Annotated in this window: 9 protein-coding genes; 6 read left to right on the forward strand and 3 right to left on the reverse strand. The window is 45.3% G+C overall.

All coding sequences use genetic code 11. The features are described from left to right. Positions 1–2: 2 nt before the first annotated feature. Complete coding sequence (locus tag ACMCM8_RS02515; protein WP_412725133.1) at positions 3–1,055, reverse strand: alpha/beta hydrolase; 1,053 nt, start codon at positions 1,053–1,055, stop codon at positions 3–5. A 214-nt stretch (positions 1,056–1,269) separates the two neighbouring features. Between ACMCM8_RS02515 and ACMCM8_RS02520 the strand changes: the two genes are divergently transcribed. From ACMCM8_RS02520 to ACMCM8_RS02540, 5 genes are all read left to right on the forward strand, one after another. Further along, complete coding sequence (locus ACMCM8_RS02520) at positions 1,270–2,190, forward strand: AraC family transcriptional regulator (RefSeq protein WP_412725135.1); 921 nt, start codon at positions 1,270–1,272, stop codon at positions 2,188–2,190. A 255-nt stretch (positions 2,191–2,445) separates the two neighbouring features. Next, positions 2,446–2,760, forward strand: coding sequence for a hypothetical protein (locus ACMCM8_RS02525; protein ID WP_412725137.1), 315 nt, complete (start codon positions 2,446–2,448; stop codon positions 2,758–2,760). Positions 2,761–2,979: 219 nt separating this feature from the next. Beyond that, positions 2,980–4,065, forward strand: a complete 1,086-nt coding sequence (locus ACMCM8_RS02530; protein WP_412725139.1) for an efflux RND transporter periplasmic adaptor subunit — start codon at positions 2,980–2,982, stop codon at positions 4,063–4,065. Between the two features lie 9 nt (positions 4,066–4,074). Next, positions 4,075–7,257, forward strand: coding sequence for an efflux RND transporter permease subunit (locus ACMCM8_RS02535; RefSeq protein WP_412725141.1), 3,183 nt, complete (start codon positions 4,075–4,077; stop codon positions 7,255–7,257). Then, complete coding sequence (locus ACMCM8_RS02540) at positions 7,247–8,722, forward strand: TolC family protein (RefSeq protein ID WP_412725143.1); 1,476 nt, start codon at positions 7,247–7,249, stop codon at positions 8,720–8,722. The genes ACMCM8_RS02535 and ACMCM8_RS02540 overlap by 11 nt, the downstream gene beginning before the upstream one ends. Before the next feature lie 71 nt (positions 8,723–8,793). On the opposite strand, the gene ACMCM8_RS02545 is transcribed toward ACMCM8_RS02540, so the two are convergent. After that, positions 8,794–9,246, reverse strand: a complete 453-nt coding sequence (locus ACMCM8_RS02545) for a hypothetical protein (protein ID WP_412725145.1) — start codon at positions 9,244–9,246, stop codon at positions 8,794–8,796. A gap of 367 nt (positions 9,247–9,613) precedes the next feature. Here ACMCM8_RS02545 and ACMCM8_RS02550 point away from each other — a divergent pair, with 367 nt between their 5' ends. Beyond that, positions 9,614–11,686, forward strand: a complete 2,073-nt coding sequence (locus tag ACMCM8_RS02550) for a prolyl oligopeptidase family serine peptidase (protein WP_412727592.1) — start codon at positions 9,614–9,616, stop codon at positions 11,684–11,686. A 52-nt stretch (positions 11,687–11,738) separates the two neighbouring features. Here the strand turns inward: ACMCM8_RS02550 and ppx are convergent, their stop codons facing one another. Beyond that, a complete protein-coding gene (gene ppx, locus ACMCM8_RS02555; RefSeq protein WP_412725147.1) occupies positions 11,739–13,301 on the reverse strand; it encodes an exopolyphosphatase in 1,563 nt (520 codons plus the stop codon). Between the last annotated feature and the right edge of the window lie 16 nt (positions 13,302–13,317).

Genomic DNA, 13,317 nt, shown 5'->3' on the forward strand with positions numbered 1-13,317 from the left:
TGTTATAAAGTTTTAGCAAAAAAATGGCTGAGTTTTGCCAGAGCACGTGAAACGTATTCTGGCTTCCAGTAGGTCTCGATATGTGTAGCACCATCGATAAGAAATAACTGCTTAGCTTGTGAATTGGTAGCCAATTCAAAGGCCTCTCGGGTCATGTACAAGGAATCTGCTTTACTTCCTGCAATCATCAACAAAGGCTGACCGATTAGATCCATATTTGTCGCTGCGTCAAAATTCATTAGCGATAACAAACTGCTCTCTGTATAGCGAAATGTCGAATTTGGATGGGCATGTGTTTTGCCATAATACTCGAAACCTTGGCGATAAAGTTCGAAAGGCAAGGCGGCAATTTGTTCTTCAGTTAATTTATCATCACTCACATAACGAATGATTCCTGTTTCGGCTTCGATTTCTCTTGCTTCAGAAGCTGATTTTAGACGTTGTTGTATTGTATCTAGTGCTGAGTCCATGTAGCCATTTCGACGGACACGTCCAGAGTTAAACATACTCAGTGTAGCGACAGATTTGAAGCGTTTATCCGATTGTGCTGCTTTCAACGAATAGCCTCCACCACCGCAAATACCAAGAAGACCTATCTGAGCGGGTGAAACCCCTGGATAGGTAGATATGAAATCGGCCATGCCGTGGATGTCTTCAATCCGATTGGCCGGCTTATCAATATGTCTAGGTTCACCACCGCTAGCTCCTTGGAACGCAGCATCGGCAGTAATAGTAATGTAGCCTTGTTCAGCGAGTTGTTGAGCGTAGAGTCCCGCTACCTGTTCTTTAACGCCACCGTTGGGATGAGCAACGACAATAGCTGGGTACTTATTCGATGGGTCAAAGTCTGGTGGTGTGTACACATTTGCTGAAATATCAATGTTGTGTAGTTTGTAACTCACTGAATGTATATTCACTTTTCCTTTAACGTTTTCCGTAATAGCGCCCTCGTAGACCAGTGAAAACGGGTTCTGTCGATACTCTGCCGACAATGCTTGTACAGACAGCAAGTTCGCCGTGAACAGGAATGCCGCTGTTCGAATCAATGATTTCACGTGGACTCCTTGTTTCGTCATAAAATGCCAAATAGAGCTTAAAAATTTAGCGCGTATATTTCTTAATTAAGAATAGTGATGGCGAAGGAAAGTCAGTATTCAAATTCTGTTCAATTATTGCCTATTTCTCTGAGTACAAATGAGATCTATATATTCGTGCACGTTCAGTGGCTATACTGGCCATAAGTGAAATGTCAGTAATGTGGGTAAAATTATGAAGACCGATCCTAACCCTGCAAACAGTATGGAGCGTTTAGCATCGAGTATTTCTAGATTGACCGAGCATGAGGATTATTGTCCAACAGAAATCCCTGGGTTGACCGTGTTTAGAAAAAACGACCCGAACATACCAATAGCGGGTTCATATGAACCTAGTGTGTGTCTGATTGCACAAGGTGCAAAGCGTGTTCAGTTGGGGGAAGAGGTTTTTTGTTATGATACAGAACACTACTTGTTTTCAGGCGTTCATTTACCCGTTGTCGCTCAGGTGACGAAGGCGAGTGCGGAGCAACCGTATCTTGGACTTAAACTGACTTTCGATTACCAAGAAATCACGCAATTGATGGCTGATAGCCAACTTCCGCCTCCTAAAGGCCAGCGTTCTGATCGGGGAATGGCAACTGGGAAGCTCACGCCTGCGTTAATTAGTGGGTTTCAACGGCTTGTAGACTTGGCCGATGAGCACGAAAATATACCCATGCTAGCACCTCTGATCAGACGTGAAATATTTTATCGGTTGCTGACCGGACAGCAGGGAGAAAACCTTCGACAACTGGCCGCGATGGGGACGCAAACTCATCAAGTGGCAAAGGCAATTGCATGGCTCAAATCTCAGTATTCGCAACACATCAGGGTAGAGGAGTTGGCTCAGGTCGCCAATATGGGCGTATCAACTTTTCATCACCATTTTCGAAATATGACTGCGATGAGTCCGTTGCAATATATAAAGCAAATTCGACTTCAGGAAGCCAGGCGGTTAATGTTAACCGAGCACCTTGACGCTGCGTCTGCGGCATTTAAGGTGGGTTACGAAAGCCCTTCTCAGTTCAGTCGCGAATACGGTAGGTTTTATGGCCGCTCACCGGCAAAAGATGTCAATGAACTGCGATATAATTTGGCACAATCTGGAACCTAAAAGTATAGGTGAGTTTCCGTTTGAACGGCTGTTTTGTGCGCAAATTATACCATTAACCACTCATTTCATACTAAGCCAAAATACACTAACAAATCATTCCCAAAGATAAAGGAACTCTTTACCTAGCATTCACATTGATCACGCAACACAGGTTTCTGAGCGCATAACGGATGTTTGTTGCTTGTCAAAGTGGAAGGTACTGTGTAGCATGTCGTCGCATTTTTTCTCAAATATTCATTCTCAGGTATGCCGTCAGTGAGCAGTAAGTACTCCATCAAGCAGCAATTGTCATACGCCATGATAATGCTGTTGTTTACCTGTTTACTTGCCCTTAAACAGGGCTACAAGCCTATTTCCGATATCCATCACTTTGATGTTTCGGTGACCGAGTTTGCCTTAGAATTTGAAGTTGAAGAAAGTGCTTCTGACGATCCGTTTACCCCTTCGAATATTGAAGTGGCACAAGCGCAGTTCGTGTTATGCCAAACCCTTTTGCAAACGCCTTACAGCCATGTTTGCCATTCCCATAGTTTTGCCACCCCTTTAACAAGAGCGCCACCAACGGCCTAAGTCTTTTGGGCGTTGGTTTATTACCCTTCGCAGAAAAGCACTGTTACTTCCCAATTCATTTAAGTGGTTCCAGCCGGGCAGTCTGGCTGGTTAAGTCTGTGTGTGTTTTTCCCTGTGGCACAAGCTAATTGGTGTCGCCATACGGAGGAATACACCCACAATTCCTGCACATCACTGTGGGGGCATTGTGCTTGTTATCTTTTAAAACGAAGTTTAATCATGAGCAAAAAAACGTTAGTTACTGTAGGTATAGTCGCAGCGATGTTAGGGGGATGTGGGCATCAGGAGCATGGCGTGCGTCACACCACATTACAACTGGATGTGGCACATCCTATTCGCCAAAACACCACCTTGGTGAAGGAATATGTCAGTCAAATACGCGCTATTCAGCACATAGAAGTGAGAGCGATGGAGAAAGGGTATCTGCAGTCGACCTTTGTAGATGAAGGGCAGACTGTAGAGCAAGGGGCGCTCATGTTTAAGATTACGCCAACGGTCTATGAAGCGGAGCTACGCAAAGCACAAGCAGAGGCCCAAGCGGTCTACATGGAATACAAAAACACCAAGTCTCTGGTAGAGCAAAACATTGTCTCGCCGAATGAACTTGCTGTGATTGAAGCAGAGTATCAAAAAGCACAGGCTGAGGTAGAGCTGGCAAAAGCACACTTGGCCTTTACCGATATCAAAGCGCCCTTTACCGGTAAAATGGACCGGCTAGAGGCAAGAACGGGCAGTCTTTTAGATGAAGGCGAACTGCTCACCACACTGGCTGATTTAAGTCAGATGTGGGTATATTTTAACGTGCCTGAGTCCGAATATCTAAACTATGCCCAAAGCGGCAAAGCCACCCAAGGTACCAAGGTTAGACTGAAGTTAGCCAATGGCACAGTTTATCCCCATGAAGGTGTTATCGACACAATCGAAGCCGATTTTGATAACCACACTGGAACGATTGAAATGCGTGCCTCTTTTCCAAATCCTGAGCAGCTTTTACGTCATGGTCAGACCGGCAATGTGTTAGTTGACGTCGACTTCCCCAACAGCCTGATCATTCCCCAAAAGGCCACCTTTGAAATACTGGATCAAAGCTATGTGTATGTGCTGGACAAAGAGAACAAGCTCGCTACCCGCCATATAGAAATTGCCGCTGAACTGCCACACATGTATGTGCTGTCAGAGGGGCTAAAGGACGATGACATTGTCCTGCTGGAAGGGTTACGTCGCGTTAGTAATGGTCAGCAAATTGAGCCAGACATGCTGTCAGCCAGTGACACGTTAGCTGAAATGTCACTGCACGCTGAATAAGGGGGCACTATGTTTGGAGTATTTATTAAACGTCCAGTGATGGCCATTATGCTCTCACTGATGATTATATTTTTAGGCGTGTTGTCGGTGTTGACACTGCCAACCTCTCAGTTTCCCGATATTGCCCCGCCTAGGGTTCTGATTTCACTGGCTTACCCCGGTTCAAGCGCCGATGTATTGGTGAAATCTTCTCTGGTTACCATCGAGCGTTCCATTAACGGTGTACCGGGAATGAAGTACATAGTGTCGGATGCAACCAGTGCCGGCGAAGCGACAATTCAGGTTATTTTTGACCTTGATGTCGACCCTAATCAGGCGCTAATTAACGTCAAAACCCGGCTTGATCAAATCATGAACCGGTTACCTCAATTGGTGCAATTAGAGGGCGTGGTACTTGAACGTGTGCAGCCAAGTATGCTGATGTACATCAACGTCTACAGCACTGACGAAGCTGCTGATGAGAAGTTCTTGTACAACTACTCAAACATCAATCTTATCCCTGAAATTCAACGGGTAAATGGTATAGCCAGCGCTAAAATTCTGGGCAGCAGACAATACGCCATGCGTATTTGGCTTAAGCCCGATCGCATGCGAGCTTACAATATCTCTGTCGATGAAATCATGGAATCCATTGACGAGCAAAGCTTGATTGGTCGCCCCGGTCGACTGGGACGTAGCTCGGGCATCACTGCGCAGTCAAAAGAATACGTGCTGATTTACGAGGGCCGCTATGACGAACCGGAAGAATATAAAAACATTATTATTCGTGCCGACAGCGACGGTAGGCTGCTTAAACTCAGTGATATTGCTGATGTTGAATTAAGCAGTGAATTTTTCGATATTTACTCGAATAAAGACGGCTATCCATCAGCGGCTATTGTGCTTAAGCAAAACTATGGAAGCAGTGCCAATGAGGTTATTGCTCAGGTGAAAGCCAAAATGGTTGAGCTTGAGAAAACCTTTCCTGAAGGGATGAAGTACGAGATTAACTATGACGTGTCTAAATTTCTCGATGCTTCAATAGAGCAAGTGTTGCACACCTTGGTAGAAGCCTTTGTGTTGGTTTCACTGGTGGTATTTATTTTCCTCGGAGACTGGCGCTCTACCCTTATTCCGCTGTTGGCAGTACCTGTGTCACTTATTGGGACTTTCTTTTGTATGCAGGCGACAGGGGTAAACATTAACCTTATTACCTTATTTGCGTTGGTATTAGCCATCGGGATCGTGGTCGACAATGCCATTGTTATTGTCGAGGCAGTACATGCGAAAATGGAAGAAAGCCACACCCTTACGCCGTATATGGCAACGCAACAGGTGTTGGGAGAAATGGGCGGCGCCATTATTGCTATTACCTTGGTCATGACAGCGGTGTTTGTGCCACTCATTTTTATGACAGGTCCTGTGGGGGTATTTTACCGTCAGTTCTCGATAACCATGGCATCATCCATCGTAATCTCTTGTGTGGTCGCCCTTTCGCTTACGCCAGTGTTGTGTGCCATGTTGCTAAAAAATCCCCATACTCACACCAAGAAGGCCACGTTACTGAGCAAGTTTATTGATGGTTTTAACCGTTGGTTTAATAAACTTACCGGCCGCTACACCACAATTATCAAAGCGCTGGTTACCCGTCGTGTAGTGACCTTAGTGGTATTAGGTGGTTTTGTTTTAAGTACATTTTCACTTAATCAATTACTGCCTACCGGTTTTATACCCGGTGAAGATCAAGGGCAAATTTACGCCATTGTTCAAACGCCACCGGGCAGTACACTGGAAGCAACCAACATGGTTGCCAGAGAGCTGCAAAGCTTGGCCTTAGAGGTAGAAGGCGTGGCGTCGGTGTCGTCACTAGCGGGGTATGAAATTTTAACTGAAGGGCGAGGTTCTAACGCGGGTACGTGCTTGATTAACCTAAAGGATTGGGCTGATCGCGACCAATCAGTACGCGACATTATCGAAGCGCTCGAAGCTAAAACTCACCATTTGGGCGCGGTAATCGAATACTTTGAACCGCCTGTCGTACCCGGTTACGGCGCATCTTCTGGTCTGGCGTTCAGGTTACTGGATAAAACCAACACCACTGATTACCAAGAGTTTGATGAAATAAACAAAGAGTTTATGCAGGAACTGGGAAAGCGCAAAGAGCTTAAAGGCCTGTTTACCTTTTATGCGGCCGATTATCCGCAATACAAAATTGAAATAGATAATCAGGCAGCCATGCAAAAAGGCGTGTCAATTGGTCAGGCTATGGAAAACCTTAATATTCTTATCGGTAGTACCTATGAGCAAGGCTTTACGCGGTTTAACAACTTTTTCAAAGTGTACACCCAAAGTGCACCTGAATATCGTCGTTACCCCAGTGACTTAATGGACTACTACGTACGCAATGAAGAGGGTGAAATGGTGCCTTATTCGGCATTTATGAAATTGGTTAAAACCCAGGGACCAAACGAAATCACCCGTTACAACTTGTATACCTCTGCGGCAATTCGCGCAGAGCCTGCAAAAGGTTACACCTCGGCCGAAGCGATTAAAGCGGTGGAAGAGGTGGCAGCGGCGACGCTTCCTAAAGGTTATGACATAGGCTGGGAAGGTTTGTCGTTTGACGAAGCCAAACGGGGCAATGAAGCCATTGTGATATTTGCCGTGGTGCTGTTGTTTGTGTATATCGTGTTGGCCTCTCAGTATGAAAGCTTACTGTTGCCCTTAGCCGTAATATTATCGCTACCTACGGGTATTGTGGGCTCGTTTCTCTTCTTAAAAGGCATGGGACTGGCAAACGACGTGTATGCCCAGCTAGGGCTTGTCATGCTGGTGGGCTTGTTGGGTAAAAACGCGGTGCTGATTGTGGAGTACGCAGTACAAAAGAATCAGCAAGGTATGTCTATTGCCGACGCGGCGGTGGAAGCCGCTAAGCAGCGTTTCCGTCCAATCTTAATGACGTCATTTTCATTTGTTGCCGGTCTTATCCCGCTGGTTATTGCCACAGGTGCTGGGGCAGTAGGCAACCGGACTATTGGCGCATCAGCGCTTGGCGGTACGTTGTTCGGTACCATTTTTGGCGTACTGGTGATCCCCGGCTTGTATTACTTGTTCGCAAAAATTGAAGAGGGTAAATCTCTTATCAAAAATGAAGATCACGTACCACTTACAGAGACTTACCACTACAACGACGAGGTGCTTAATGATGACTAATTTCGTTAAATTTACTAAGCGCCCGTTGTGGGTCGCAATGGCCAGTGCTTTATTGGTTCAGGCATGTGCTATTCCTGTTATAGACAGAAAATCACCTGACGTTACACTGCCTGATACCTACTCAACTGCCCTTGATAATACTGCTGTCGCTACCCATGGCGAAGACAGTGTCGCATTGCCGATTAATTGGGCAGACTGGTTTAACGACCCTTATCTCTCTGAGTTAGTGCAAACGGCAATTAGCAATAATCAGGAAGTGGCGATACTGTTGCAGCGTATCAATATGGCAGCCAACGAAGTGTACGCCAGAGAAGGGGAGTACTTACCACGCCTGTCGGCAGGCATAGCGGTTGATACGGAGAAAGTCGGCGAATTTACCCGAGACGGCGCGGTTGAAGAACAGTTAGATATCAAAGAAGGAAAGGCATTTCCAGACCCACTGGCCAACTTGCAGTTAGGTCTGAATGCGTCGTGGGAAATCGATATCTGGCACAAGTTAAGGGATGCCTCAAAAGTGGCCTCTCTTGAATATTTTGCTTCAATAGAAGGGCAAAAATTCTTTGTCACCCAGCTCGTGGCTGAAGTATCCCGTTGTTATTATGAGTTACTTGCCCTTGATAATAAGCTGGCGAATTTGGATTCGACCATTCAGGTTCAGCAGAATGTAATAAAAACTATTTCTGCGCTAAAACAGTATGGACGATCATCGTCATTGCCTATTGCACGTTTTACTGCTGAAGTTCGAAAGAATGAAAGTGAACGCTTTCTTATAGAGCAGGAGATTGTCGAGAAGGAAAATACGTTGAACCTGCTGTTGGGACGCGCGCCACAGCCCATTGACCGCAATAGTGATGCGTTGCTTACGACAGATATCTATACGCCTGCGGTAGGCATGCCATCGGCCTTGTTAGCCAATCGTTCAGATATCAAGCAAGCTGAATTAGCGTTGGCTGCAGCAAACCTTAATATCGATGTAGCCAAAGCTAACTTTTATCCATCCTTAGAGCTTAAAGCTGGGGTCGGTTTAGCTTCATTTGATACTCGTTATTTATTTAATGTACCTGAATCACTGGCATACTCTTTGTCTGCGGATATTTTCGCGCCGCTTATCAACCGTCGGGCAATTGAAGCTGTGTATAAGAATGCGAGTGCCGAGCAAGTTCAAGCAGCCTATGAATATGAACTGACGTTGCTTCGCGCTGTTGCTGAAGTGTCTAACAGCCTTTCTAAACTTAACCAGTTAGAAAAAAGTGTTGAGGCAAAAAGCCTACAAATATCTTCTCTAGAAGAATCTGTGACCGTAGCAAACAAATTGTTCGCTTCGGCTCATGGTGAGTATTTGGAAGTGTTATTGGCTCAGCGAGAAGCACTTGAGGCTCGTAGTGAACTGATAGAAACTCGTCAGCAGCAAATGGCGGCACTGGTCGATTTGTATCAGGCGCTTGGGGGAGGGTGGCAATCCTAATGGTTTAAATTGTTAAGGAGAGCAGATTGTTGCTTTCCTTAGCGTTACTTTTTTTGTGTTTGACTATCGTATTATCTATTGGAAAAGTCATAACGTTTGAAAAACGTTATGGCTTCTTCGCGATCAAAGGTTATGTCTTTGTCACTCAATGCATCAAGGGCCGCTTCAACACTGTCGTAAAAGGCAAAGGGGACCTCAGCCGCTTCATAACATTGGCTCATTTGATGGCGTATGGTTAACTTGATGTCTGTATCGAGAATAACAATGGCCAGAAATGCCAAACCCCGCTGTTTTCTTACTCGCGTTTGTTTTACAAATATGTCAAAGGTCGAGGGGGGCATGAGACTTTCGCCGTAAAGACAGCTCAACTGTGCCCACGGCTTATCAACACTAAATGTAGAAATGTGCTCAGCCATTTTCCGTACACCGGTTTTCATGGTCACGTCGTTCCACGGACCCCTTGCAGAGAACTGCAAAAGCTGTTCATTTACGCCGCTTTTGAACTCACCATGTGGGCTTTGCATAAACTAATATGTATATAAATATCTTATTATGTACGGTAACACTTGCCACTACTTGTGCAACTAGTCAAAAGGTTAAGTTTTATACAGAATAGCGGGAAGGTACGGAGTGAAAAATAATCCATTGGTCGTCTTATTACCAAGCTTCAACGCTTATGCTATACGAGTGAGGTAATTTCGTTAACAATAACCAAGTGAGGTGTAGGGCGGCTGGCTCATCAGTACATGCCTTATACCACTTTCCATAAAAAGCCTTTGGGTATAACTAAACGTATTACAACAAGCTACAGGGGAAGACATGTTCCTTTCACTACAAAGACGAATTATACAATCGCGCATTGAGATAAGGACACGGCAATTGCTTTTGGCAATGAGTGTTGGCTTATTTGCGACAACCTCCACACAGGCTACGCAACAAAACGATATTAATTCACAATTACTTGCACCCACGTCACAGCAGCTATTTCAGTCTGAGGATATTTTTAATTTGGAGTACGTCAGTGAAGTGCGTGTTTCTCCAGATCAAACGCAAATAGCGTACGTTAGGCGTACTAATGACATAATGAGCGATTCAACCCGTTCAAATATTTGGATTGCGTCAGTCAAGGGGCAATCACATCGTCCATTGTTGTCATCGACTAAGCAATATTACTCTCCTCGTTGGTCGCCGGACGGTAAGCGACTGGCTTACTTGTCAAATGAAGAAGGTAAGACTCAGTTGTATATCCGTTGGATGGATACAGGGCAGACGGCATTGGTAACTAACGTAACCCATTCGCCCAGCAATATCACTTGGTCACCAGATGGTAACACCATTGCCTTTACTATGTCTGTCGATGCTGACGAGCAGCCACTTAAAATCAACATGCCCAAAAAGCCTGATGGTGCGAAATGGGCACCTAAATTTGAATACATCACTAAAGCGCGTTATCAGGCCGATGGAAGAGGTGTACTCGACCCGGCATATACTCATATTTTCGTGGTGCCAGCAGACGGCGGTACTGCAAGGCAACTTACCAGTGGAAACTATCACCACAATGGGGGACTGAGTTTTTCACCGGACGGACAAACACTCTATTTCTCGGCAAATCGTAGTGATAATTGGGAGTATGAACCTGTACAAGCAGATATTTATTCGGTGGATTTGCAGGGGGAGATTAAGCAGTTAACCCAACTGGATGGTGCAGAATCTACACCTGTGGTGTCACCTGATGGTAAGCACGTGGCTTTTACTTATCGCGATGGTGAAAAAGTCATGTACAAAAACACCTATCTTTATGTGATGAAAAGTGACGGTAGTCAGCTTAATAATCTCACAGAAGATATCGATAATGCGGTGTCCAATATTCAGTGGAAGGACAACGAACAGCTTTACTTCCAGCAATCGGTACGTGGCTTAGCTCAGGTTGACTTGATTTCCCTGAATAAAAAACTGAAAAATGTGGCAAAAGGACTGGGTGGGACTACCTTAGGGCGTCCTTACGTTTTCGCTACTTATCACGCAGTAGATGATACGGTTGCCTATACTAAAGGGCGTACCGATCGTCCAGCGGATCTCTTTGTCACCACGGGCAAGGCGCGCCAGCTTACCTCTTTAAATGAAGACGTGTTAGGGCACAAAACACTCGGAGAAGTGAAGGAAATAACTTATCGCTCAGCTATAGACGGTGAGGAAATACAAGGTTGGTATATTCTTCCTCCTCATTACGATAGCAACAAAAAATACCCGCTTATTTTAGAAATTCACGGTGGCCCGAATTTGGCTTACGGCCCGGTATTTACCGCTGAACTGCAACGAATGGCGGCAGAAGGTTATATTGTTTTTTATGACAACCACAGAGGAAGCACCGGATATGGCGAGCGTTTTGCGCTTCTTTTGCAGGGCAAATACAGCTCAAAATACGATTTTTCAGACCACATGTCGGGCGTGGATGCGTTAATTGAAAAAGGTCTGGTTGACCCAGAGAATTTATTTATCACTGGTGGCTCAGCAGGGGGAATTGCTTCGGCGTATGCCATAGGACTCACTGATCGTTTCAACGCCGCTGTGGTGGCTAAACCTGTCATTAATTGGTTATCCAAAGTGCTAACCGCAGACTCGGGGCTTTATCAAATTCCTTATCAGTTTGGGGCTAAACCGTGGGAAGACATTGAACATTATTGGCAGCGCTCACCGTTATCTCTTGTCGGCAATGTGACTACACCGACAATGTTGATAACAGGGGTGGAAGATAAACGCACACCCATGTCTGAAACCGAACAATTTTATCAGGCGCTAAAACTACAAAAAGTTGAAACGGTATTGGTTAAAGTACCTGGTTCTCCTCATGGCATAGCTGGCAAGCCATCCAGAATGATTGGTAAAATAGAAAATATACTGGCGTGGTTTAAGCGCTATGCCAAAGTCACTGAAAGTGAAGGTCAGGAGGCTGCGGCCAACTGAATTTATTTGATGAATGAAAATTAATTAAGGGCACGCTGTAGGTGCCCTTTTCTTATTCGGTTAGTCCGTGCAATTGGGTAATATCGGGGACAATATTCAATTGAAGTTCAAGGGCTTTCCAATACTGACTTTCTCTTAACAGGTCGGCTGATAAAATGGGTTTTTCATCAAGCCATCCCTGTGGAAATATCAAGGTCAGACTGTTTTTATCTACCTCTGTTTGTATTTCCGGCAAAAAGCCTTCTTGTCTTTTTATATTGAGTAGTACGCCAAGGCGAAGTAAACCAATAAGGCGTTTCACCGCTTGTTCGTCGAATAAGTTAAAAGTTGGTAGTTCGTTAGTACGGATCTTCTTACGGTGAAAGCGTACCAGCGTAGAGAGCAGAAGTTGTTGCTCTTGCGTAAATCCTGGCATATCCACGTTAGCCAATATATAGGCACTGTGTTTTTGGATGCCACGAGAATTTATCTGCATGCCCACTTCGTGAAGCAGAGCAGACCAACCCAACATACTTTTGAAATCACTGCCTTTTAGCTTCCAGGGCTTTTCTACTTTGCCAAAAAGCATGAGGGTAGTGTTTAGCACCATGGTTGCCTGAGCGGTATCAACATCATAGCGAGTCGCTAAACTGCTTGCGGTACGGCCTCTGATATCTGCATGGTGCAACTCATCTTCCATTTGATAGAGTACACCCTCTCGCAGGGCGGCAGGAGAATAAACCAAACCTTCAATTTCAAGGGCTTTAAACGCGGCAATTAAAATCGCCAGACCGCCAGCAATTACAATACGGCGATCTTCACTCAAGTCGGGATAGTTCAGTTTATCTATGTGACCAGCGCTGACAAACTGCTTCATCAAATTGCGCAAACTTTTTAGAGTAACTGGAATATCGTGCCCATTAGGACGGTCTTGCTGGCACAGTGTGAACAGCGAGCGAATGGTCCCGGATGTACCGATGCACTGCACCCAACCCAATCGACGGTACTTGTTGTCGATCATTTCAAGTTCTTGTTCTGCCGCAGTTATGGCTCGCTCAAACGCTTTATTTTTTAACTCGCCATCGGGGAAAAAGCGCTTAGTGTAGCTTACGCAGCCCATTTGCAGACTGCGACACAGCAAGGCATTAAACCCCTCACCAATAACAAATTCAGTAGAACCACCGCCGATATCAATCACCAGCTGCTGTCCATCAGAATGGTTGGTATGGGCAACCCCCGAATATATCAGACGTGCTTCTTCGGCACCGGATATAACTTCAATGGGATAGGGCAGTATGGTTTTCGCGGCATTGATAAAATCTCGCGCATTGCGAGCTTTGCGCAGGGTGTGAGTGGCGACAATACGCACTGAATCAGGCTCAAAGCCTTTTAGGCTTTCTGCCACCACTTTGAGCATGGCAAGACCACGCTCCATGGCTTCGTCAGACAGTATATCGTCGTCATTTAAGCCTTCAGCCAGACGAACCTTTTGCTTCACCCTATGTAAAATCTGGACAGAACCAGCCACAATACGTGCCACGACCAAATGGAAACTGTTAGAACCAATATCTAACGCTGCGACTTTGTTTACGTCGCGAGATTCCACATCACTAAAAACAGATTCATGCTGGTTCATTTACTATTTTATTTTC

It is taken from the genome of Alteromonas sp. D210916BOD_24, from assembly GCF_047159385.1.
Lineage (GTDB): Bacteria > Pseudomonadota > Gammaproteobacteria > Enterobacterales > Alteromonadaceae > Alteromonas.